The 24,072-nt window shown below is 69.9% G+C and carries 14 protein-coding genes and 1 pseudogene; 10 read left to right on the forward strand and 5 right to left on the reverse strand.

Annotation, left to right across the window (positions count from 1 at the left end; genetic code table 11):
- Window positions 1-542: IS3 family transposase (locus tag ACWD04_RS14550; protein ID WP_451131699.1), on the forward strand; the 542-nt coding region annotated here is incomplete at its 5' end.
- A gap of 57 nt (window positions 543-599) precedes the next feature.
- Here ACWD04_RS14550 and ACWD04_RS14555 read toward each other — a convergent pair.
- Entirely contained in the window at window positions 600-1,499 is a 900-nt protein-coding gene (locus ACWD04_RS14555) for a LysR family transcriptional regulator (RefSeq protein WP_451131701.1), read from the reverse strand.
- Window positions 1,500-1,623: 124 nt separating this feature from the next.
- Here ACWD04_RS14555 and ACWD04_RS14560 point away from each other — a divergent pair, with 124 nt between their 5' ends.
- Entirely contained in the window at window positions 1,624-2,832 is a 1,209-nt protein-coding gene (locus ACWD04_RS14560; protein ID WP_451131703.1) for an MFS transporter, read from the forward strand.
- Window positions 2,833-2,952: 120 nt separating this feature from the next.
- Here the strand turns inward: ACWD04_RS14560 and ACWD04_RS14565 are convergent, their stop codons facing one another.
- Window positions 2,953-3,768: an alpha/beta fold hydrolase gene (locus tag ACWD04_RS14565; protein ID WP_451131705.1), complete on the reverse strand. Its 816-nt coding sequence runs from the start codon at window positions 3,766-3,768 to the stop codon at window positions 2,953-2,955.
- Window positions 3,769-3,946: 178 nt separating this feature from the next.
- Between ACWD04_RS14565 and ACWD04_RS14570 the strand changes: the two are divergent.
- The 7 genes and pseudogenes from ACWD04_RS14570 (at window position 3,947) to ACWD04_RS14600 (ending at window position 18,373) form a co-directional block, all read left to right on the forward strand.
- A pseudogene (locus ACWD04_RS14570) lies at window positions 3,947-11,177 on the forward strand (amino acid adenylation domain-containing protein).
- A gap of 1 nt (window position 11,178) precedes the next feature.
- A complete protein-coding gene (locus ACWD04_RS14575; protein ID WP_451131707.1) occupies window positions 11,179-12,393 on the forward strand; it encodes an FAD-dependent monooxygenase in 1,215 nt (404 codons plus the stop codon).
- A gap of 20 nt (window positions 12,394-12,413) precedes the next feature.
- Window positions 12,414-13,292, forward strand: coding sequence for an SDR family oxidoreductase (locus ACWD04_RS14580; protein ID WP_451131709.1), 879 nt, complete (start codon window positions 12,414-12,416; stop codon window positions 13,290-13,292).
- 90 nt (window positions 13,293-13,382) lie between these two features.
- Window positions 13,383-15,119 (forward strand): phenylacetic acid degradation protein PaaN, encoded by a 1,737-nt coding sequence (gene paaN, locus ACWD04_RS14585; RefSeq protein WP_451131711.1) that lies wholly within the window; start codon window positions 13,383-13,385, stop codon window positions 15,117-15,119.
- A 99-nt stretch (window positions 15,120-15,218) separates the two neighbouring features.
- Complete coding sequence (locus ACWD04_RS14590; protein ID WP_451132244.1) at window positions 15,219-16,370, forward strand: LuxR C-terminal-related transcriptional regulator; 1,152 nt, start codon at window positions 15,219-15,221, stop codon at window positions 16,368-16,370.
- Window positions 16,371-16,426: 56 nt separating this feature from the next.
- The gene (locus ACWD04_RS14595; RefSeq protein ID WP_451131713.1) at window positions 16,427-17,884 is read left to right on the forward strand and encodes an NAD(P)/FAD-dependent oxidoreductase; all 1,458 of its coding nucleotides are present in this window, start codon (window positions 16,427-16,429) and stop codon (window positions 17,882-17,884) included.
- Window positions 17,885-18,205: 321 nt separating this feature from the next.
- A complete protein-coding gene (locus tag ACWD04_RS14600) occupies window positions 18,206-18,373 on the forward strand; it encodes a hypothetical protein (RefSeq protein ID WP_451131715.1) in 168 nt (55 codons plus the stop codon).
- An 849-nt stretch (window positions 18,374-19,222) separates the two neighbouring features.
- Here ACWD04_RS14600 and ACWD04_RS14605 read toward each other — a convergent pair.
- Window positions 19,223-19,906: a response regulator gene (locus tag ACWD04_RS14605; RefSeq protein WP_451131717.1), complete on the reverse strand. Its 684-nt coding sequence runs from the start codon at window positions 19,904-19,906 to the stop codon at window positions 19,223-19,225.
- Window positions 19,903-21,201: a sensor histidine kinase gene (locus tag ACWD04_RS14610; protein WP_451131719.1), complete on the reverse strand. Its 1,299-nt coding sequence runs from the start codon at window positions 21,199-21,201 to the stop codon at window positions 19,903-19,905. The genes ACWD04_RS14605 and ACWD04_RS14610 overlap by 4 nt, the downstream gene beginning before the upstream one ends.
- A gap of 300 nt (window positions 21,202-21,501) precedes the next feature.
- Between ACWD04_RS14610 and ACWD04_RS14615 the strand changes: the two genes are divergently transcribed.
- Entirely contained in the window at window positions 21,502-22,683 is a 1,182-nt protein-coding gene (locus ACWD04_RS14615; protein WP_451131721.1) for an alpha/beta hydrolase family protein, read from the forward strand.
- Window positions 22,684-23,570: 887 nt separating this feature from the next.
- Here ACWD04_RS14615 and ACWD04_RS14620 read toward each other — a convergent pair.
- The gene (locus tag ACWD04_RS14620) at window positions 23,571-24,047 is read right to left on the reverse strand and encodes a peroxiredoxin (RefSeq protein WP_451131723.1); all 477 of its coding nucleotides are present in this window, start codon (window positions 24,045-24,047) and stop codon (window positions 23,571-23,573) included.
- Between the last annotated feature and the right edge of the window lie 25 nt (window positions 24,048-24,072).

Raw genomic sequence — 24,072 nt, forward strand, 5'->3', positions numbered from 1 at the left:
ACCTCGTCCAGCGCGACTTCTCCGCCGGGCATTTGGACGAGAAGTGGTGCGGCGACATCACATACGTGCAGGTCGGCGGCGCGTGGATGTATCTCGCCTGTGTCCTGGACATCTACTCACGCCGGGTGCTCGGCTACTCGATGGCCTCACACATGCGGGCCGAGCTGGTCATCGACGCGCTGAAAATGGCAGTCACGGCCCGCGGCGGCAACGTCGGCGGAGTGATTTTCCACGCGGACAGGGGCGCCCAGTACACATCGGCCGCGTTCGCGCAGGTCTGCGAGGGTTTCGGGATCCGCCGGAGCATGGGTCGGGTCGGCTCGAGCTATGACAACGCCCTCGCCGAGTCGTTCTGGCAGGGGTTCAAGAGGGAGACGATGCACCGGAGGTTGTTCTCCACGATGCTTCAGGCGAGGCTGGAAATCTTCCAGTGGCTCACCTACTACAACGCCCGCAGGCGCCACAGTGCTCTCAACTACCTCTCACCCGTGGAGTTCGAACAGCAGCATCTGCGAGCAGTTAAACTCTCAATCGCGGCATGAGCCCCTGTGTCCACACTCCGGGGGACGCCTCAGTGTGCCGGGTCCCCGCCGGGCCGCTCACCCGGCAGCGTTGGCGACGGCCGCGAGGGCCTGGGAGAAGGCGCGGGTGCGGGCGGTCTCGTAGTTGCGGTGCCACACGAGGCCGAGAAAGGAGTCCTGGAGGCCGGTGAGGGGAACGAAGGTGACCGCGCGGCGGCCGTAGTAGTTGGCGGTGGGGTGACACAGCAGCATCGAGCCTCGGTCCGCCTGTACCAGCGCCAGGCCCTCCTGAAGGGTGCCTACCGAGGGGCCGGCGGGGATGGGGCGGCCCCCGGGAGTGACGGCCGGGGCCTGGGCGCGGCGCCAGTACTCCGGGGCCGCGCCGTGGACGGCGATGAGTGAACAGGCTGCAAGGTCCTCGGCGCCGAGGGCGTCGCGCTTCGCGAAGGGGTGCCGGGTGGACACGGCGAGCGACTGCGGCTGCTTGGAGAAGACCTGGCCCAGCACCAACTCGCTCTCGCGGACCGGCATCAGCACCACGGCCGTGTCGACCTCCCGTCGGTGCACCGGGCCGAAGGGATCGGAGAAGGGTATCTCCACGATCTCTGTGGCGCAGTCCGGATACCGACTCTGGAAGAGTGCGATGGCGTTCATGACCTGGTCGTTGGCCGTGCCCTGGAAGCCGATGCGGAGCAGCCCCCCGACCCCCCGCGCCACGTCCCGGACCTCGTCGATCGTCTTCACGATGGCGTCGAAGGCCGGGCGCAGTCCCGCGAGGAGCTGCTCGCCGAGCGGCGTGAGCCTGACCCGGCGGCTGGTGCGCTCGACGAGTCGGGCGCCGATCTTGCTCTCCAGGGACCGCAGCAGTTGGCTGATGCGGCTCTGCGAGAGGTACAGGCGTTCCCCTGCTCGCCCGAAGTGGAGTTCTTCGGCCAGCGCGAGAAAGGCCTCCAGCTCGCGGGCGTCCAGACTGCTCACAGCGGTTTCTCCCCTCACCGCGGCACCGGTGCTCGCGGACGGCCAATCTATCGATGAGCCCAGCTCATAGAAGGATGAGCGGTTGACCGTTGTTCCCTGGCCCCGCCGTCTGTTGGCTGGAGGCATGACGCAGGTTGAGGAATCCACAGGCACTCCACCCACCCGGCAGAGGTCGCCGCTCAGCGGCTGGCTGGGCGTGGTGGCCCTGGCGCTGGGCACGTTCACGGTGGTCACGTCCGAAATGCTGCCCGTCGGGCTGCTGACGCCGATGGGCGAGTCGCTCAGGGTCTCCGAAGGGGTAGCCGGCCTCACGCTGACGATCACCGGACTGGTCGCGGCGGTCTCGTCCCCGGTGCTCGTCTCGATGCTGGGCAGGACCGACCGCCGGATGGCGCTCTGTGCGCTGGTCGCCGTGCTGGTGATCGGCAACCTGGGCGCGGCCTGGGCTCCGAACTTCGGGGTCATGATCGTGGCCCGCGTCCTGGTCGGCATCGGCATGGGTGGCGTCTGGGCCATCGCAGCCGGCCTCGCCGTGCGGCTGGTGCCGGCGAAATCGGTCGGCCCCGCCACCTCGCTGGTCTTCAGCGGCATCGCTGTGGCGTCCGTGCTGGGCGTTCCGGCCGGAACATACCTGGGAGCGGCGGCAGGCTGGCGGTCCGCGTTCCTCGCGGCCGCCGGGCTCGGACTGGTGGTCCTGGTCGCGGCGGCGGTCCTGCTGCCCCGGCTGCCCGCGGAGCGTGCGATTCCGCTCAGCGGGGTGATGGGACTGTTCGGCAATGCCCAGGTGCGTACGGGCCTCATCGTCGTCGGCTTCGTGGTGACCGGTCACTTCGCCGCGTACACCTACATCAGGCCGGTACTGGAGGAGGTCTCCGGCGTCGGCGCGGGAATGATCGGCACGCTGCTCCTGGTGTACGGGGTCGCCGGTGTGGCCGGGAACTTCCTGGCCGGGGCCGGAGCGGCCCGCTCGCCGCGCAAAACACTGCTGGTGATCAGCGCGGTCATGGCGGCCACCGTGATCGCCCTGCCGTGGCTGGGCGGGTCGGTGGCTCTCGCCGCCGTGCTGATGGTGGTCTGGGGCCTGAGCTACGGAGGTGTCTCGGTCAGCACGCAGACCTGGATCCTGCTCGCCTCCCCTGACGCCCGCGAGGCGGCATCCTCGCTGTTCGTCGGGGTGTTCAACGGAGCCATCGCGCTTGGCGCGCTGATCGGCGGGCTCGCGGCGGACGGCGTCGGCATCACGGCGGTGATGTGGGTGGGCGGAGCGCTCGCGGTGGGCGCGTTGGTGACCACGGCGGTCGGCCGGTCCCCCGCGTCGGCCGTCGGAGCCTGACCGCCCGGGTGCACGGGAGCAACCGAGCCTCTGTACGCGACCGGTGCCCGGGGGAGCGTCCCCCGGGCACCGGCGTGGACGTGTCCGGCCCGGTGGCGGGGCGCGGGTGTCCGATCCGGGTTACGGCCCCTCGCCCGGCCCCCCGGCGAGGGGCAGGGCGGCGAGGAACTTCGTCATCGCGTCGGCCCACGCCTCCGGGCGTTCCGAGGCGATGGCGTGGCCGCAGTCCAGCGTGACCAGCTCGGCGTGCGGGATGCCGTCGGCGAGTTCCCGTGAGTGAAGAGGAGTGGTGATCAGGTCGGCCAGGGGGGAGATCACGAGGGTGGGAACGGTGATCGAGCGGAGATCCTCCCGCACGTCGATGTGGTCGAACATCGCCAGCTGCGCGTCCGCTCCGGCCGGCATTCCGGCGGAGAACAGGGCCACCTGCTCCTCGACTTCTTCCGGGGTGCGCTCGTCGAGCCACTGGGGTCCGCCCACGACGAGTGAGAGATAGGAAGCGAGGGTCCTGGGATTCCCGGTGTCCCGGGCGAGCGCACGCCAGGTGTCGATGACGAGGCGGAGCCGGGAATTCGGATAGGCGAGACCGGAGGACAGAATGAGTCCGGTCACCCGCTCGGGATGGCGGGTGGCTGCTCGCACGGCCACGGCCGTCCCCATGGAAAATCCGGATATCGCGAAGGATTCGATGCCTGCGCGCACTGCGCTCGCCACAAGGTAATCCGCTGTTCCGTCCAGTGTGAGCGGGCCCTGAGGCAAGGGGCAGTTTCCGGACCCGGGGAAATCGGGGCCGACCACGGTGCTGACTGCGGCAAGCCGCTCGATCACTGGTCCATAACTGTCTTGAATGTCACTCCCCGCGCCATGTGCAAGGAGAAGACCTGGCCCTTTGCCGAGTTTCAGGGGGTCAGGTATCGAGGATGCGTGAATGTCCATGTCGAGATCCTAAGTGATGCCCCGTACATATTGCTGCCTCTAGATGAAAACTGTGCGAGTTTTAAATAAACTACTCGAACGAGTAGCCGTATTGACCAGATCGGTCAGTAGAGTGCTCGGCGGAGCACGGACGGTTCCGAGCTTCGGTAGCGGCCGAAAATAGTTGGCTAGAATTCCTATGGAAGGTGTTGCGGTGACGCCCGATCATGGCTTTGCGCTTACTTCTTACCAACGGGACATCTGGGTGTCCGATTCCGCCGAATATCTGGATCCCCAGTTCAACGTCGTTTTCGAGGAGGAGATCGGGTCCGACGTGGACACCGAAATCCTGAGAGGGTGCATGGAGCGGGTCCTCCAGAGTAACGACGCCTTCTCCCTGCGCTTCGACGAACTGGACGGCATACCCGTCCAGTGGTTCCACGACGGCACCGACGACGAGGAGGGCGGCACCTCCCCGGTGGCGGTCGTCGACTTCTCCGGCGCGAGCGACCCGGCCGCGGCGCGCGCCGCCTGGCAGGCCCGCTCGCTGACCCGGCCCTTCGTCCTGCACCGCTCACGGATGTTCGCGGTCGCGATATTAACGACCGGTCAGGGGCCCGCGCTGCTGCACCTCAAGGCCCATCACCTCATAGCCGACGCCTGGGCGCTCAACCAGGTCAGCCTCCAGCTGTGGGCGGAGTACGACCGCGTCCAGGCCGCCGGAGACAATCCCGGCGCCTCCACCGACGGTTCATTGCGACCGCCGTCCTTCCACCGTCTCGCCGAGGCGGACGCCGCCTACCGCAGGTCCATTGCCTACGAACGCGACCGCTCCTTCCACCGCACAGCGCTGGAGGGTGTCGCCCCCGCCCTGTTCACGCGGAACCTCCTGAGGCCGGCCGACGCCGAACGGCCCCGGGTCCGCCACTCCTTCACTGTGGGCGCCGAGCTGGCCACTCGCATCCGTCGGCAGGGCAGCTCCCCCTTCGCCTTCCTCTCCGCAGCCCTCGGGACGTATCTGGCGCGGATCCACCGCACCGAGGAGGTCGTCCTCGGTGTCCCCTTCCGTAACCGGTCCACCGACGCCGAGCTCACCGCCGTCGGACAGCGCGCGAACAGCCTGCCGGTACGGGTCGCTCCGCGCCCCGGCGCCACCTTGCACCATCTCGCGCAGCAGGTCCGGGTCAGCGCCGCCGCTCTGCGAGGCCACGAGCGGCTCGCCCTCGGCGACGTACTGCGCGATCTCCCGGCTGCCGCGGACGGTTCCCGCAGGCTCTTCGACGTCACGCTCTCGTACATGCGCCATCCCCGCCCGGACGGCCGGCCCCGTGCTGCCGTACTCGCCCCGGTCCATGTCCAGGACGCGCTGTCCGTCATGGTCAACGTGTCCCATGACGACGGGGACCTGCACATCGACCTCGACGGCGCTCCCGACGTCTTCGACGACGACTTCCCCCTCGACGCCGTCGCCGGGCACCTGCTCACCCTGCTGGAGAACGGCGTCGCCGACCCGGAGCGCCCGGCGGAGGCGCTGCCCCTGACGCCCGTGGACGAGCGGCTCAGGCTCCTGGAGCAGAGCGGGGGCCCCGTCGTCCCCTACGCCCGGGACCGCACGCTGCACGACCTGATCGCCGAGCAGGCCGCACGGACACCGGACCGGATCGCCGTCCGGCCCACGGACGGCTCCGCCCCGCTCACCTACCGCGCCCTGGACACCCTCGCGAACCGGATGGCGCAGGGACTGCGGGCCCGGGGCATCGGCGCCGAGGACCGGATCGCCGTGATGATGGAGCGCAGCCCTCAGCTTCTGGCCGTCCTGCTGGGGGTGCTCAAGGCTGGCGGCGCGTACGTGCCGGTGGACCCCGGCTACCCCGCCGAACGCATCGCCCTGCTGCTTCGCGACAGCCGCGCCCGCGCGGTGCTCGTGGACGCGGGCTCCCCGACCCCGCCTGCCGAGGAGGGTGTGCTGGTGATCGGCGCCGACGAACTGGCCGACGGCCCGGACACGCCGCTCGAACCTGCCACGGACGCGCGTGGCCTCGCCTACGTCATCTACACCTCGGGCTCCACCGGCAGGCCCAAAGGCGTCATGGTCGAGCACCACTCGGTTATCAACCGGCTGGCCTGGATGCAGAGCCGCTACCCGATCGGCGACGACGACGTCCTGCTGCAGAAGACGCCGATCTCGTTCGACGTCTCGGTGTGGGAGCTGTTCTGGTGGGCCGTCGAGGGTGCGAGCCTGTCGCTGCTGCCGCCGGACGGCCAGAAGGACCCGCGCACCATTCTTGACACCTTGGCCCGGCACGGTCACCACGGCGCACTTCGTCCCCTCCATGCTCGGGCCGTTCCTGGACCTCCTGGAGGTCCGCCCCGACCTGCGCCAGGAAACGGCTTCGCTGCGCCGGGTCTTCTGCAGCGGAGAGGCCCTGCCTGCCGCACTTGTCGAGCAGTTCAACCGGGTCTTCGACGGGCCGGGGGAGCCGCCGCAGCTGGTGAATCTGTACGGGCCGACCGAAGCCACCGTCGACGTGTCCTACTACGACTGCCCCACCGGTCCCGCGGCCGCTGCGACCCGGGTACCCATCGGCCGGCCCGTCGACAACACCCAGCTGTACGTGCTGGACACGCACGGAAACCTCCAGCCCGGTGGCATACCCGGCGAACTGTGCATCGGCGGCGTCCAGGTGGCCCGGGGCTACCTGGACCACCCCGAACTGACCGCGGAGAAGTTCACCGACGATCCGTTCACGCCCGGAGGCCGCATCTACCGCACCGGCGACCTGGCCCGGTGGTTGGCGGACGGCACCGTCGAGTACCTCGGCCGGATGGACGGGCAGGTGAAGATCCGCGGCAACCGGGTGGAGCTGGGCGAAGTGCAGCACCAGCTCGCCCAGGTGGCCGGCGTGCGCACCGCCCTGGTCGTGGACCACCATTCCGCCGCACGGGGCACCTACCTCGTCGCCTACTACGTCTCCGACGCGGAGCTGGACGCGCGACGGCTGGACGCCGAACTCCGCGCCCTGCTGCCCGCCTTCATGGTTCCCGCCCACTTCGTCCGGATCGACCGGGTACCGCTGACGCCCAACGGCAAGGCCGACCGGCGTGCCCTGCCCGCACCGGTGACCGCACCCGCGCCCGAGAGCGCCCCGGCCGCCGCGCGCAACGCCACCGAGGAGGCGATCGCCGCGATCTGGGCCGACGTACTCGACCGGGACGTCGTCGGCGTCCACGACGACTACTTCGCGCTCGGCGGCGACTCCATTACCGTGCTCCGGGTCCGCGCGCTGGCCGAGAAGCAGGGCATCCACTTCACGCTCGACGACGTGGTGCGCCACCCCACGGTGGCGGGGCTGGCCGAACGGGCCACCACCGGAGCGCCCGGCGGGTCCCCGCGGCTGGAGCCGTTCGAGCTGGTCTCCGGGGTGGACCGGGCCCGCCTGGCGGGCCGGGAGGACGCCTATCCGCTCACCCGCCTCCAGCTCGGCCTGATCTACCACAGCCGGGCCCAGGAGAACTCCGCCGTCTATCACGACGTCTTCCGGTACAGCTTCACCTTCGGATGGGACACGGAAAGGTTTGAGCAGGCGTTCGCGCGACTGATCGCCCGGCACCCCGTCCTGCGCTCCGCCTTCGACCTCGGCGGCTTCTCCGAACCGCTGCAGATCGTGGACCGCACAGCCCCCGGCGGGCTGCGGATCGTCGACCTCCGCGACCACGACGAGGCGGAGGCGGAGGCGCAGATCGGCGCCCATATCGACGAACGCCGCTACTGGCATTACGACATGGAGCAGGCTCCCCTCTACCACTTCCGGGTACACGTGCGACCGGAGACCGTGGAGCTGGTGCTGAGCTTCCACCACGCGATCCTCGACGGCGGCAGCGTCGCCAACCTGGTGCGGGAGCTGCTCCAGGACTACCTCCACAGCCTGGGCCTGGACATCCCGGCCGTCCCCGTACGGGAGCTGCCCTCGCCGGCCCACCACGTGCTCGCCGAGCGCAACGCGCTGGAGTCCGCTCTCAACAAGGAGTTCTGGACCCGCTACCTCAAGGACGCCGAACTGCTCCGCCTGGAATCCTTCCGGCAGCACGAGGCTCCCGGCCCGTACGACCTGATCACCCGGGTCGTTGACTTGCCGGACGAACTCACCGCCGAGGTCCGCGCTTTCGCCCGCGACCGCCAACTGCCTATGAAGTCAGTGCTGTTCGCGGTGCACGTCCTGGCACTGCGCCTGTACTCCGGCACCGAGGACGTCACCACCGGCCTGGTCACCCACGGACGCCCCGAGTACGAGGACGCCGAGCGCATCACCGGCCTGTTCCTCAACACACTCCCGGTCCGCGTCGACACCGCCCGGCCCACCTGGTCCGACGTGGTCGAGGAAGCGCTGCGCCAGGAACGGGCCACCTACCCACACCGCCGCTACCCGCTCAGCGCCGTCCAGGAGGACCTGGGCGTCACGGTCCTGGAGACGGCCTTCAACTACATCCACTTCCGGCAACTGACCGAGGTGTTCACGCTGCCCGGCGTCGCCATGCACTCCTTCCGGGCCTGGGAGGAAACCAACTTCCAGCTCCTGGTCAATGCCATGACCGACCCGGTCGACGGCCGGATCCGGCTGCGAATCGACTGCCACGGACTCACCTTCACTCCGGCCCAGGCCGACCTGTACGCCGAGGGCTTCACCGCGGTCCTGACGCACCTGGTCCGCCACCCCGACGAACCGGCCGACCCCGGACTGCTGGAGCTTCCGGCTGCCGCTCCCGCACCTGTCCGCGCCGCCGCCGAGCCCTTCACGGACGTGGTCGGCGCCGTACGGGAGCAGACGCTGCGCACCCCCGGCGCAAGGGCCGTGGTCTTCGGCCGGGAGAGCCGTACCTACGCCGAACTCGGCGAGGCCTCCGACCGGGTGGCGCGCCGACTGGTCGCCCTCGGCGCCCGCCCCGGCGACCGGATCGGCATCGCCATGGACCGCTCACCGGACACCGTCACCGTGATCCTCGGGGTGATGAAGGCGGGCGCCGCGACCGTACCGTTGGACCTCGCCTATCCGGTCGAGCGGCTCCTGGACATGGTGGAACAGGCCCGCCCCTTCCGGATCATCACCGGGGCCGAGCAGCCGGACGGCCTGGGGAGCGTCTCGCCCCTGGTCCCGGCCGCCGAACTGCTCGCCGCCGGACCCGCCGACGGCGACGGCACCTCCGCGGAACCGCGCCGGATCGCCCCGGAGGACACCGCGTACATCCTCTTCACCTCCGGATCCACGGGGCGGCCCAAGGGCGTCATCCAGTCCCACCGGACCCTCGGCCGTCTGATCGCCTGGCAGAACAGCATCCCCAGCGGCGTCATGGGAGGCGTCACCGCGCAGTACGCGCCGATGAGCTTCGATGTCTCCTTCCAGGAGATCTTCTCCACGCTCTGCGGCGGCGGCACCCTGCTCGTCCTGGCCGAGGAGCAGCGCCGCGACATGCCGGCCCTCCTGCGGTTGCTCGACGAGGAGAGAGTCCAACGAGTGTGCCTGCCCTACGTGACGCTCCAGCAGCTCGCCGAGACCTCCCAGGGACTGGGTCTGGTGCCTCGCCACCTCAAGGCACTGCTCTCCTCCGGGGAGCAGCTGCGGGTCACCGAGGAGATCCGCCGGCTGTGCGCCGAAGTGCCCGGGATCATCCTGGAGAACCAGTACGGGCCGACCGAGTCGCACGTCGTCACCAGCCACACCATGACGGGCGATCCCGCCGCTTTCCCGGCGATGCCTCCCATCGGCACCGCGATCGACGGGAGCCGGGCCCACGTCCTGGACGCCAGGCTGCGACCGGTGCCCGCCGGGGTGAAGGGCGAGATCCACCTTGCCGGATCGTGCCTGGCCGACGGCTATGTGGGGCTGCCCGAACTGACCGAGGAACGCTTCCTGCCGCATCCCTTCGGTGCCCCTGGAGAGCGGCTCTACCGGACGGGCGACCTCGGCTTCACCCTCCCGGGCGGCGAGATCGTGTGCCTGGGCCGGGCGGACTCCCAGGTCAAGGTACGCGGCTACCGGGTCGAGCCCTCAGAAGTGGAGCTCGCGATCACCGGCTTCCTCGGCGACCACCCGGGCCTGACCGAAGCGGCCGTCGTCGCCCGTCGGCGCGGGGACAACGAGTCGTTCCTGGCCGCCTTCCTGGTCGGGCGGCTCTCCGACACCGGGAGGGACCTGCTCGACAAGCAACTGCGCAACGTGCTACCCGAGTACATGGTGCCCTCGACCTACCAGGTCCTGGACACCCTGCCCCTCACCCCGAGCGGGAAGCGGGACGACTCGGCGCTGCGGCAGGTTCCGCTCGCCACGAGCACCGCGCACGACGTCACACCGCCGCGCGACGCCTACGAACGCACACTCGGCGAGATCGTCCGCGACCACCTCCAGCTGTCCGAACTCGGAGTCCACCAGAACTTTTTCGACCTGGGCGGAACCTCGCTCACCGCCATGCGCCTGGTGGTCGTGATCGAGCAGCGCTACGGCATCAACGTCCCCATGTCGGAGTTCGTCGCCGCGCCGACCGTCGCGGCCCTCGCCGCCACGCTGCGCTCCGGCGGGGCCAAGAGCGCTTTCGACCCGCTCGTCCCGATCCGCGCGAAGGGCGCCAATCGGCCGATGTTCTTCGTCCACCCCATGGGCGGCAACGTGCTCTGCTATCTCCGGTACGCCGCTCATCTCCCCGACGACCAGCCGTTCTACGCGCTCCAGGCGGCCGGTGTCGACGCCGGCACCGAACCGCTCCGTACGGTCGAGGAGATCGCCGCCCGCTACATCGAGTCGATCCGGCGCGTCCAGCCCACCGGCCCCTACACCATCGGCGGCTGGTCCTTCGGCGGGTTCGTCGCCTTCGAGATCGCCCGTCAGCTGCGGGCGGCGGGGGAGCGGCTCCAGCGCCTGGTCCTGCTGGACACGACGGCGCTCAATCCGGGCCGCCGACTCACCACCGACGACGACGCGCTGCTCGGCTGGTTCTTCTGGGAGCTGCTGTGGCTCCAGCGGGGAGGGAACTCGCCCCTGGAGCTTATACCCGCCGAACTCACCACGCTGGAAGCGAAGTTCGACTTCATCGCTCAGCTCGCCATCGACGAAGGCGTGCTTCCTGCCGACAGTTCGGGCACGATCGTGCGGCGGCTGTTCCACGTGTACGAGGCGAACTGGAGGGCGGCGTTCGACTACCGCCCCGACCCGGTCGAGCAGGACATGGTGCTCATCCGGGCCACCGAGCCGCTGCCTGCGGTCCTCGACTCCATGCACACCGCGATCGACAGCATGCACAGGGACCCGTCCAACGGGTGGCGGGAGCGCACGAGCGGCAAGCTCTCCGTCGTCCTCGTCCCCGGCGACCACCTGACCATCATGGAGGAGCCGTACATCGGCCACATGGTCAGGACCGTCAACGAGCTGATCGGGCACTGAGATGACAACACTGCGAACCGACCATGGGGCAACGCGCGGATCCGGCCGGGGCCCGCGGCGCAAGGCCCTCGTCATCGGCGCGGGGATCGGCGGACTCACCGCCGCCGTCGCGCTGCGCGCGGCGGGCCTCGACGTCGAGGTCTACGAGCGGGCGGGCGAACTGCGGGCCGCCGGATCAGGGCTCTCCGTGATGAGCAACGCCATCGCCGCCCTGGACTCGCTCGGCCTCGGCATCGACCTGGCCAAGCGCGGCAGCGTGCTGGAGTCGTACCACGTCCGCACCGCCACGGGCCGCCTCATCCGCGAGTTCCCCTTCCCGGAGATCATCGGCAGGCTGGGCGTACCCAGTGTGCTGATCACCCGCTCAGACCTCCAGCAGACCCTGCTCGACGCCGCGTCGGGTGTCCCGATCACCCTCGGCGCCCAGGCCACCGGATACGAGAGCGAGGCCGACGGAGGCGTACGGGTCCGCTTCGCGGACGGTACCGAAGCGCGCGGGGACGTCCTCATCGGCGCGGACGGCTTCAACTCGGTGGTCCGCCGCCAGCTGACCGGCCCCGAGGAGTCCATGGACAGTGGATACATCTGCTGGCTGGCCGTCGTCCCCTTCTCCCACCCCCACTTCGCACCCGGGTCCGTCACCCACTACTGGGGCAGCGGCAGTCGCTTCGGCCTCGTCGACATGGGAGGCGGGCGCCTGTACTGGTGGGGCACCAAGAACATGCCCACCGAGGAGTCCCACGACTGGAAGGGCGGCAAGGCCGACGTACAACGGGCCTACGCGGGTTGGGCCGACGTCGTCCAGGAAGCCGTCCGGGCCACCCCCGAGGAGGACATCCTCGCCGTGCCCTCCCGGGACCGGGTCTTCCTGGAGAGCTGGGGCGAGGGTCCCGTCACACTCCTCGGCGACGCCGCGCACCCGATGCTCACCAGCCTGGGCCAGGGCTCGTGCATGGCAATCGAGGACGCCGTCGTGCTCGGCCGAAGGCTGGCGGAGGCCACCGACCTGCCGACGGCGCTGCGCCGCTACGAGGACGAGCGCCGTGAGCGCACCCGCGCCCTGGTCGCCGCCTCCCGCGCCATCAGCACCTTCGAACAGTCCGAGAACCCCGTCCGCAGGCCGGTCCGGGACGCCTACTTCAAGTTCCTGCCGAAGCGACGGCTGGTCCGCACCCTGGAGAGCGCCCTCACCTACCCCGCCGTCCCGTCCGGCTGATCCGAACCGAAGGAGCGACCATGACCTACCGCTCAGCGAAGTTTCTCCCTCCCGGGGACAAGCACGTTCTGGTGACGGGTGCTTCCTCGGGCCTCGGGCACACCTGCGCACTGCAGCTGGCCCGGGTCGGCTTCCAGGTCTTCGCCGGCGTCCGCAGGACGCGCGACGGCGAAGACCTGGCGGCCCTGTCCCCGTCCGGACGCATCCGGCCCGTCCGCATCGACGTCACGGACGAGGAGTCGGTGGCCGCAGCCGTCAAGGAAGTCACCGCGGACACCGGCGGCTCCGGGCTCTGGGGCCTCGTCAACAACGCGGGCATCGCGGTGTCCGCCCCGCTGGAGTGCGTCACCCCGCAGCGGATGCGGCAGCAGCTCGATACCAACGTCATCGGTCAACTGGCCGTGACCCAGGGTTTCCTGCCGCAGCTGCGCCGCTCCCGGGGCCGTATCGTCAACGTGACCTCCGGTCTGGGCAGCGTCGCGCTGCCCTTCCTCGGTGCCTACGCGGCGGCCCAGTTCGCCAAGGAGGCGATGTCGGACGTGCTGCGGCGGGAACTGCACCGGACCGGTGTCGGCGTCTGCGTCGTCCAGCCCGGGGCGATCATGACACCGATCTGGGACAAGCTCACGGTCGGCGCCCGGAGGGACTTCGACGATCTCCCCCCGGCGGTCACCGAGCCCTACCGCACCGCGTTCGGACACTTCCTCGACGCGAACGAGCAGCAGACCGGTACGGGCACCAGCCCCGAGGACTTCGCCCGCACGGTCTATGGGGCACTGACGGCCTCCAAGCCCCGTACCCGGTATCAGGTGGGTAAGGATGCCCGTTCCTTCCACGTCCTCAAGCGAGTGCTCCCAGACCGGGCGCTGGACCGGCGTTACCGGATCCGCGCCGACTGACCGCCCCCGATGCCGGGCCGGCGGGACCACCGCGTCCCGCCGGCCCGGCGCACCGACGTCCCAGCCGTTCCGGCCCCAGGAGGCAACCGCATGACCATCGCCCGGTCCCAGACAGCAGCCGCCGAACCGGCACAGGGCCTGCTGGAGCGTCACCGAATACCACTTGAACGCGCCGTCACGGCGATCCGCACCAGGGAGTACTGGTCCCCCTACCCGGACGAGGCCGCCGCCTACGGGGAGCTCGCCCGGACGGCGGGGAGCGATACCTTCCAACGGTTACTGGGCCAGGAGTTCACCTCGGACCAGCCGGGCCGGGACGGTTCGGTCGGGCCCGGCCTCGAGGACGGCGGCGAGCGCTCTCCGTACGGATTCGGGCTGGGCATCACCTACGCTCACGCCGACCCCGACGTCCTGCTGCCGGCCATGGAGGCCGCGATGACGGGGTGGCGGGAGGCCGGCCCGTGGGGACGCGCCGCAGTGTGCGCCGAAATCCTCGAACGGATCAATGCCCACTCCTTCGAGCTCGCCCACGCGGCCGTGCACACCAGCGGCCACAACTTCCTGATGGCCTTCCACGCTGGAGCCGTGCACGCCCAGGACCGGGGGCTGGAAGCGGTCGCCTACGCACTCTTCGAGCAAACCCGGATGCCCACCGAGGTGACCTGGAACAAACCTATGCCGGACGGCCGGATGTTCTCCCTGGCCAAGACCTTCACCGTGGTGCCGCGCGGGGTGAGCCTGGTGATCGCCAACCGGGTCTTCCCCACCTGGAACGGCTACCCAGGCCTCTTCGCCTCGCTGGCCACCGGCAACGCCGTGCTCGTCAAGCCGCACCCAGGGGCCGTCCTCCCGCTCGCGCTGACCGTCCGCATCGCCCGCGAGGTGTTGGGGGAGTCCGGCTTCGACCCGAATCTCGTCGCGCTGGCCCCCGAGCGTCCGGGCGAACGGCTGGCCGCTACCCTGGCGCTCCGTCCCGAGGTGCGCATCGTCGACTACGCCGGAACATCGGAGTTCGGCGACTGGTTGGAAACCAACGCCCGGCAGGCCCGGGTCTTCACCGCCAAGTCCGCGGTCAACTCCCTCCTCGTCGAGTCCACCGCCGACTACCGGGGCATGCTGCACAACCTCGCCTTCTCGCTCGCCCTGTACAGCGGCCAGCTGTGCACCAGCCCGCAGAACCTGCTCGTGCCCCGCGACGGGATCACGACGGACGAAGGCCACCGGACGTACGCCGAGGTGGTAGGGGACCTCGCGGCCACCGTCACCGCCCTGCTCGCCGACGACCTGTCCGCGATCGCGGTGCTCGGGGCGCTGGTGGGCCTCGACGTCCTGGAGGACGTCGAGCACGCGGCCTCCGGCGCCATCGGGCCGGTAGCTCTGGCGCCGCGTGCCGTGGCGCACCCCGGTCACCCGGGGGCGACCCTGCGCACCCCGGTCCTGGTCACGCTGGATGCCTCCCGGGACGAGGACCGCAAGACCCTCGGGCGGGAGTGGTTCGGGCCGGTCGGCTTCGTGGTGGCCGTGGACTCGGCCGCGCACGGGGCCGAGCTGCTGGGCGCCGTGACCCGGCGGGCCGGTGCGCTGTCCGTCGGCGTCCACACCACGTCTCCGGAGGTGGAGGCCCTTGTCGCCGAGGTGTGCGAACGCGCCGGAGTGATGCTGTCGGTGAATCTGATGGGCGACTGGTTCATCACTCAGTCCGCCGTCTACTCCGACCTGCACAGCACCGGCCTCAACCCCTCCGGCAACTCCGTCTACTGCGACGGCGCCTACGTGGCCGAACGCTTCCGCACCGTAGGGGTCCGCCGCTACGGCGACTCCCGCTGACCGCCGCCCCGGAGGGGCTTTGACCCCGACCGCACGGACCGCGCCGGCACCACCCGGCCCCGACGAGGAGAGAGCCCCCTGTCCAGCACTCTGCCCGCTCTGCCCCAGCGCGGAAGGGAATCCGAGACCCGTCGTGTGTACGAAGCGCTCGACTGCGCCTGCACAGGCGGCAACGCCCTGATGTACGTGGTCGGCCCCCGGGGAATGGGTAAGACCAGGATGCTCCAGGAAGCGGCGGAGACCGCGCGCAGGCGGGGATTCCGCCTGCTGCGCGGGGAGATTCCGGCAGCCACGTCCGGTGACTCCGTGCCCACTCTCGTCGTTGTCGACGAACCCTTCCGCCCCGGCAGCGGGCTGGGCCGGGAAGGTCCCGGCCCCCGCCCGTCCAGCCACACGGTGTGGATGACGGCCTCCCCGGCGGGCACGCCTCCGCGCCGGGCCGACGGCATCGACGTGTCGCCCTTCCTCTGCACGACGCGCCTGGTGCTGGGCCCGCTGTCCCGGGGCGCCGCCCGCGACCTGGCGTCCGACCTCCTCGACGCGCGGCTCGACGGACCGCTGCTGCGGCTGCTGGAACAGGTCGGCGGGCACCCCGGACTGCTGATCGAATTTGTGCGCGGGCTGCAGGAGGAGGGCAGCGTGCGGACCGTGTCCGGGGTGGCCGAACTGGTCACCTCCCGCGTTTCGGAACAGGCCGGCTTCTACGTCCGGGACACCCTCGCCGTTTCCTCCGGCCTCTGCCGTCAGTTGCTGTGCCTGATGGCAGTGCTGGACGACGGGTGCGGCCCCAAGACGCTGGGCCGACTCCTGGGCACCTCCACCGCCGCCCTCATCCCGGTACTGGAGGAGGCGTACGCGACCGGCCTGCTCCATGACCAGGGCGGTGCCCCCGCCTTCGTCAGCCTGCTCGCGCGCTGCCTGGTTGCGGAAACGGTCCCCCAGGTGCTGCGGACCGCGTTGCGCCGCGAGCGGGCTGCCCTGGGCGAGCCGACGGCGCCCCCGCCGCCCCTCGACGAATGGGCGGGCCCCGAGCTCGATGAGCGGCAGCGCCTGCTACTGCGGCTGGTGGCCGAGGGGCTGACCAACCAGGAGATGGCCGGACGCCTCCAGCTGTCCCCCCACACGGTCAACTACCACCTCCGCAAACTGTTCCGGACGTTCGGCGTGGGCTCCAGGATCGACCTGCTCAACGCCGCCGTGCGGGCAGGCGTCCCCGTCGCTCCGGACCTGCGGGACCCGGACCCGCGCTGATCGCATCGCACCCGCCCGATTCCGTAGCCCGTATCCCTGCCCGACGGAGAGACGCTGTGACCGATCTGGTTCTGCCCCGTACCTGGCCGCACTACGACGCCCCCGCCCCCCAACACCGGTCCGGATGGCTGCACGAAGCCCTGGCGCACGAGCCGGACGACGGCCGTTCACCGATGCTGGAGGATGAACTGCGCTGCGACGTCTGCATCGTGGGCGGCGGTTTCACCGGCCTCTGGACGGCTCTGGAGATCGCCCGCAGGGCTCCCGGCACCGACGTGGTGCTGATCGATGCGGACCTTTGCGGCAGCGGCGCGAGCGGCGCCAACGCCGGCTTCCTGATGCCGATGTGGGCACGGTTCAGCAGCCTCGTCGCCCTCAGCGGCCCGGAGGAGGCCCGCTGGATAGCGGAGGCCTCGGCCCGGGCGGTCGACGAGATCATCGACTTCGCCGACGAGCACGCCATCGACATCGGGCACCGGCGCGGACCGTGGCTGCTCGCGGCGTCGTCCCCGGCGCAGCGCGGCTCATGGCGGCAGACCCTGGAGGACCTGTACCGCGCCGGCGTCGAGCCACTGCACCAGGTCTCCGCGACCGAGGCACGCGAAGCCGTCGGCGTCGAGAGCCACTACGGCGGATTGATCGACCCGGGCTGCGCCACACTGCAGCCCGCCGAGCTCGCCCGCGGGCTGCGCCGGGTCGCCCTGGACGCCGGGGTGCGCATCCACGAGCGCACCCCCCTGCTCGCCCTGCGCCCGGGCCCGCGGACCCGGGCGGTCACCCCGTACGGGAGCGTCCTCGCCGACAAGGTGGTGCTGGCCATCAACGCCTGGGCGTCCTCCCTGGAAGACCTGGGCCGCACCATGGTGACCATAGCCAGCGACACCCTGCTGACCGCGCCGATCGCCGACGAGCTGGACGCCCTGGGATGGGACGACGGAACCTCGGTCTGCGACGCCCGGCGGCGGCTGAACTATTACCGCAGGACACCGGACGGCCGACTGCTGTTCGGCAAGGGCGGTGCCGGGATGGCCTACGGTGGCTCCGCGCCGAGTACCCAGTGGGGGCCGCCCCTGCGGATGGCCGAGATGCGCCGCCACCTCGTTCGGCTCTTCCCCTCCCTCGCCGACGCGCCCGTGGCCTCGTCATGGACCGCCCCCGTCGAGTACTCCGTCACCTCACTGCCCTTCGCGGGCTGGCTTCGCTCCGTCCCGAACGCCTGCTACGCGACCGGCTACTCCGGCGACGGGGTGGGGCCCTCGCGGCTGATGGCCCGAATCCTCGCCTCGTTCGCCCTCGGCGTTACCGACGAGTGGAGCCGCTCGGCCCTGGCCCGCACCCCGGGGGGCTGGATACCGCCGGACCCGCTGCGGTCCGCCGGAGCGGGCATCCTGCTGCCCGCGCTCCGCGCCGTAGAGAACCATGAGGATCGAGGCGGGCGGACTCCCGCCCTGCTCAAGCGGCTCGTCTCGACCGATCCCTCCGCCTTCCGTACCGGCCGGGGCGGCAAGCGCTGACCGGGGCCGCCGATCGGCAGCACACCCCTCAGCGCGGCAGCGTCGCCGGGGAGCCGCCGTTCGTCTGGTACCGCGCGACCGCCAGCGCCTGGTAGACCGGTCTCGACCGCCCGGTCCCACCACTCCCCGCCTCATCTGATCGCCTCTAGCTTGACTCTGTCGGGGATCTTGGAGTTTCCCGGTGCGGCAGCTCGATCGACGGGCATGCTCGGGTAGTTCCGCCGACCGATGCAGCTGTCGAGGTGCCCATTGTCCCTTGGCCCCGTTCCGGTGAGCACGTTCCGCCTGTGACCGCGCGGATCGCGCGGGTGAGCAACCCGGGTGGCACGACAGCACATCCTGACAGCCATCGCCGTCAACATCGAGCGCCTCAGCAAACTGCCACCGGACGAGGAAATCCCCGCACCCCGCCGACCGACCACCTTCCAGGACTACCTCGACCAGCGCGAAATTCCCCGGCTGAAGTCCTGGCGAACCCTGGGCAGCTGACCTCGGCGATTCCAAGATCCCCGACAGAGTCAAGCTAGTAGCGGTTCGACACGACCACGCAGCAGTCTCCGCCGGGCTCCCTCATTCTCACAGCTCCGGTGCTGTGGAGAGCACCGTCAAAAAGATCAAGGTCATCAGCGCCGACGCCCGAGTAAGCTCCTGTACCGCTGCAGAAAGTGACTGCCCACCGGGGCAGTGAGAGGTCGGAGGGGAGAAGTCCCCAGGGGCGATCTGGTGATACGCGAGAGGAACCCGAATCCTCCGCTCCTCGGGAGCGGCGGTGCGGGCACTGGGGGAGGATGCGGTGCAGCGAACGCTGCACCGCATCCGCTGGAGCCGGATCGAGCGGGATGCAGCCGGACGGAAACGGGCCGTTATGTCCCGCTCTCCGAGAAAACCGCAGGTGAGGCGCGTCACCGGTTTGGGTTCGAGTCCCACCCGCCCCACCCAGCATCCCCAGGCAGAATCGTTCTGACCTGAGGAAACGCGTTTTTCGGGGGCGTTTTCCGTGCAGCGGACGCGGCACGGAGGTGCAGCGAACGTGGCGCTCGGGGGCAGGTACGACGATCCTTGCGATGTTGTGACCTGGCCTTTTCTGGTGCCGTGCTCGTGGGAGGTTATGAGAGACGCCAGCACTCCACCTAACCGCACCGCATCGACGCGGCATAGCCCCTCTGCACGTCGCCTTCCCGAGTGGCGGGCGAACCGGCCATGGAGGCCCCAGGTCTTGGCCGACTGATCACCGGCCGACAATCCACCGGCAGGAAAGTCGGAACGGTGCAAACAGCCATGCTGATCTACAGGGACAGGCGCGGGTCCTGGCTGCTGATCCCAGGGCTCGGCCTAGGGCTACGTCTGCTCGGCGGCCGCGCCGGCGCTGACCAGCCCTGTCTCGTAAGCGACGATGACGGCTTGGACACGGTCGCGGAGTCCGAGCTTGGCGAGGATGCGGGCCACATGGGTCTTGACGGTCGTCTCGGCCAGGTGGAGGCGAGTGGCGAGTTCGGCGTTGCTCAGTCCTCGGGCCAGCAGGCCGAGCACCTCCAGTTCGCGCGGGGTGAGCGAGGCGAGGTCGCGGTGGAGGGAGGCGGTATCGCTGCCACGCTGGGCGAACCGCTGCACGAGACGGCGGGTGATGGCCGGCGCCAGGAGGACGTCGCCGGTACGGACGGCGCGGACGGCCGCGACCAGGTACTCGGGGGTGACGTCCTTGAGGAGGAAGCCGCTGGCCCCGGCAGAGAGCGCCGCGTAGACGTACCGGTCCAGGTCGAAAGTGGTCAGGATGATCACACGGGGTCCACCGGCCTGGGGAGCGGTGAGAATACGGCGGGTGGCTTCCAGGCCGTCCATCTCGGGCATTCGGATGTCCAGCAGGACCACGTCGGGCCGGGTGCGGCGGGCCGCTTCGACGGCTTCGGCCCCGTTCGTCGCCTCGGCGACGACGTCGATGCCGTCGGCGCCGAGGATCATGCGGAATCCGGTACGGACCAGTGTCTGGTCATCGGCGAGAAGCACACGCGGCGGCTCGGTCACTGTGCCTCCAGGGGCATCAACGCTTCCACACGGTAGCCGCCGGTCAGGCGTCGGCCGGTGTCCAGGGTCCCGTCGTAGACGGCGAGGCGCTCGCGCAGCCCGATCAGGCCCCGGCCGTTCCCGTCGGCTGCGCCCGCACCCGCGTGCCCTCCGGTATCGGTGACCTCTACCCGGAGCCGGTCCGAACCGTATTCGACGGTCACGGCGGCGGTGGCACCAGCGGCGTGCTTCACCGTGTTGGTCAGAGCTTCCTGTACTACGCGGTAGGCGGCGAGTTCGACGCCGGGCGGGAGGGGGAATGGCGGGCCGGCCACGGTCAGTTCGACCAGCAGCCCGGTGTCCCGGACCCGCCCGACCAGCGTTTCCAGCTGGTCCAGGCCGGGTTGCGGGGCCGGCACCGCGGTCGGGCCGTCCACGCCTGTCACCCCGCCCTCGTCAGCCATGGTGAGCAGTCCCATGACGTGGCGCAGTTCAGTCATGGCCGCTCGCCCGCCTGCCTCGACGGCGAGCAGTGCCTCCCCGGCCTGCTCGGGGGAGGTTTTCATGATCTTGCGGGCGGCGCCCGCCTGGATGATCATCACGCTGACGTTGTGCGTGACGACGTCGTGCAGTTCGCGGGCGATCCTGGCCCGCTCGTGCTCGACGGCCCGGCGCAGCGCCTCGGCCTGTTCACGTTCCAGAGCGGAGAGCCGGGTGCGCCCCTCGTCGGTGCGGAGTTTCCAGGTACGCAGGCCGACGGAGGCCACGGCCATCGGGACCAGGATCAGCAGCGCGATGTATTCGTTGGGGACGATTGGGGTAACCGAGTTCCCCGAGGTGCTGACCAGGAGGACCGACACCGGCAGTGCCGCCAGGGTCGCCACCCGGTACGGGCTGTACACGGCGGCGCTGTAGACGGCGATGACGTACGCGTAGAAGGTCAGCCGCAGGACGCTCTGCGGTGTCGCCAGTGTCGCGGCCGTCACGACGCACAGCACGGCGAGCGGATAGCGGCGCCGCAGCACCAGGGCAACCGAGGCGATGAACGCGAGGGTCACCATGAAGGCCATGCCGCCGGGCCCGTTCGGGCGCGTGATGACGCGCTCCACGCCGGGCGCGATCTCCCGCACCACGACGTTGCTGGCGTTGTCGATGCCGTAGTAGACGGTGGCGATACCGATCGTCAGTGCCACCAACACGTCGAACTGCCAGGCGCGCCTGGTGGGCCGCAAAGGTGGACCACTGGCGAGCCAGACCTCGCGGACCGTCTGACGCGCGGCTTCCTGAAGCCGCTTCAGCCCCGTACGTACGTTCATCACCGGTTCATTGTTGCTGCCGCGCGGACCCGCGGAGTCCGCCTTGGCGGTCATCTCCGTCGCACCGGCTACATCACCCGTCTACATCCCAGGGATGACGCTTCCGGGGCTCATCCCAGCGCGGTACCGCAATGGGTTCGGGCGGCTGACGCGTGACAGCCGGTCTCGCTCCTAACGTTCAGGCATCCAACTGCCGTACCCGAGGAGCCGTTTCATGACCATGCCGGTGATCGAACTGCGTGAGGTGAGCCGCCCGTACGACGACGGCCCGCCCGCCCCGAGTGGAGAACGGACGAACCTGTGAACCCTGCGCTCTTCCGCCGTGGCCTCACCGTCGCCACCGCACTGCTCACGCTCGCCGTCGGCCTTGGCGGACCTCCCGCCGCGGCCGCCGACGGCCCGGGCAGCGCACCGTATCTGCCCAGGCCGACCGGGCCCCGTGCGGTCGGTACCACTTCCCTGCACCTCACGGACGACTCCCGCCCCGATCCCTGGGCTTCCGGGGTCGACGCCCGCGAACTCATGGTCTCCCTGTGGTATCCGACGGCCTCGCCGAACGGGCGTCGGGCGCAGTACATGACCCCGACGGAGTCCGAACTGCTCCTCGAGGAAGGGGGTATCACCGGTGTGCCGTCGGACGTGCTGAGCACGACACGGACCAACGCCTTCGCCGACGCCCGACCGGCAGGGCACACGCGAAGTCTGCCACTGGTCGTGCTCTCTCCCGGCTTCACCAAGCCGCGCACCACGCTGACCACTCTCGCCGAGGACCTCGCGAGCCACGGCTATGTAGTGGCCGCGATCGACCACACCTACGAAAGTGTTGCCACTACCTTCCCGGACGGCCGGGTCGCCACCTGCACCGCCTGCGAGGTACCGCATGACGAAGCGTTCTGGAACCGGCTGGTCACGAACCGGGCCGCCGATGTCTCCTTCGTACTGGATGAACTGACCGAGGCGCACGCGGAATGGGACGGCTCCCGGCTCATCGACCCATCACGGATCGCGATGGCGGGCCACTCCGTCGGCGGTGCGAGCGCCGTCACGTCCATGCTGGCCGACCCCCGGGTACGCGCGGGCATCGACATCGACGGCACGACCCAGGTCCCGATCCCGGACAGCGGTCTGTCCCGGCCGTTTCTCTTCCTCGGCAGGGAGGCCCAGTACAGCCCGGGCAGCGGTGACGGCGCCGTCGCCACCTGGGAACGCGACTGGCAACGCCTGACCGGGTGGAAGCGATGGCTCGTGGTGGCCGGAGCCGAACACGCCTCCTTCACCGACATCGGACTGCTGGCCGAGCAGCTGGGGATCGACATCGGCGCCGAATTGCCGGCTGCCCGCGCCTCGGAGATCGTCCGCAAGTACTCCCGCGCGTTCCTCGACTCGCACCTTCGCAACCGGCCGCAGCCCCTACTGGACAAGCCGTCCATGCGCTACCCGCAGGTCCATTTCTGCACTCCGGAGACGAGCACCTGCGTCTGAGATCTGTCGGCGGTTCATGTGTCAAGCGAGAGTCAGGCCGCCGCGACAGCGACAGTACCGAGGAGAGGTGGTACAGACGCTCTCAGCCGACAACGTGGCAGACGTGCAGCGTCTGAAAAGGCTCGGACGGTCAAGACGGGCATCAACACAGGCTCTATACCCTCCTCGGCGGTGCGGCTGCACGAGTTCATCTATGCGCCGGCCTGGGAGAGGAGACACCTTTGCAGATCGGCACCGTGACTGAAGGTGACGATCCTCCTGTTCCGCGCGGGCGGTCGTAGGCCGGATGTGCGCTCAGCGTTCGTCGAAGCAGGAGTGTTCTCTCCGTGCCGACTGAGCGAGACGTGGACCGTGCAGGGTCCGGCTGATCGGTCTTGCGTCCCAGCGGATGCGGTGCAGCGAACGCTGCACCGCATCCGCTGGAGCCGGATCGAGCGGGATGCAGCCGGATGGAAACAGGGTGATATGCCTGCTTCTCCAAGAAACCGCAGGTGAGACGCGTCACCGGTTTGGGTTCGAGTCCCCACCCGCCCCACCCAGCATCCCCAGGCAGAATCGTTCTGACCTGGGGAAACGCGTTTTCTGGGGGCCTGCGGGCTCCGCAGTGGTGCAGCGAACGTGCAGCGTTCTGCGCCCTCGTGACCTTCCGGGCATCCGTGACCTGGGGTTTTGACACCTTCTCGGTGAGATGAGTGGTCTACGGTGCCACGCGTCCAGCCGCGAGAGTTCGGCGGAGACTCGCACCCGCGCCAGGCGGAGGACGCCGCTGAATTCGATGCGAGGCTCTTTCCGCCGGCAACTGGAGGGAAGGCTCCGCAGCGCTGCTGCTGCGGCGGTGGCGCTGTCGGATGCCCAGGCGGCGAGTGCCTGGGCATCGGCCCCGAGGCTCAGAGCAGGGCGAGTTCCGTCGTGAGTTTCTCAACAGGTTGCCAGGTCAGGCCGACGAGCGCCGTGTGCTTCCACGCGATCCGTCCTCCGGGGGCGATGAGGAGCACCGAGCGCCGCAGACCGACGCCGGGGGCGGCGATGCCGAAGAGCTTGGCCACGGTGCGGTCCGGATCGCTGAGCAGAGGCATGCGGAGGTTGTTCTTGCGGGCGAACTCCTCGTGGCTGTCGATGTCCTGCGGGCTGATGGCCCAGACCTCGGCACCCAGCTCCGTGAACTGCTCCAGACCGTTCGAGTAGGAGCACAACTGCTTGGTGCAGACGCTTGAGTTGTCCTGTGGGTAGAAGGCGAGGACCAGGGGGCGCACGCGTTCGGTGTCGAGCCTGTAGGTCCCCCGGGTGAAGTCACCGTCTCGCAGCACGCCTCCGGGGAGGACGAACTCCGGCGCCGTGCTTCCTGTTTCTATCGGGCCTGCCATTGCGTCTCCTTGTATGCCGTCTGTG

The organism is Streptomyces sp. NPDC002911, assembly GCF_053591835.1.